Annotated in this window: 1 protein-coding gene; it reads left to right on the top strand. The window is 65.2% G+C overall.

The window, feature by feature from the left end; all coding sequences use genetic code 11:
- On the top strand, positions 1–336 hold a 336-nt coding region (locus tag LHP98_RS19350), incomplete at both ends, for a DUF1349 domain-containing protein (RefSeq protein WP_227254172.1).

The raw sequence follows: 336 nt of genomic DNA, 5'->3' as shown, positions 1-336 counted from the left end.
TACCAGGGCCAGGGCTTCCTGGCCGAGCAGGACGCGCAGAACTGGCTGCGCTACGACACCTTCTCGGACGGCCGCAAGCTCTATGCCTTCGCCGCGGTGACGGTGGACGGCGTCTCGACCCAGAAGTTCAAGGTCGCCATCGCCGGCAACGTCGCACCCTTCCTGCAGATGGTGCGGGCGGGCGACGTCTGGACGATGAAATATTCCACCGACGGCACCACCTGGGTCACCGCGGGCAGCTTCACCCATGCCATGACGGTGTCGGCGACCGGGGTCTTCGCCTCGAACAGCTCTAACGCCAACGGCTTCACCGCGCTGGTCGACTATTTCGAGACC

The sequence above is a fragment of the Rhodobacter sp. Har01 genome (assembly GCF_020564565.1).
GTDB lineage: Bacteria > Pseudomonadota > Alphaproteobacteria > Rhodobacterales > Rhodobacteraceae > Pseudogemmobacter.
The sequence above is the reverse complement of the archived record's forward strand: the minus strand, read 5'-3'. Positions and strand labels throughout refer to the sequence as shown.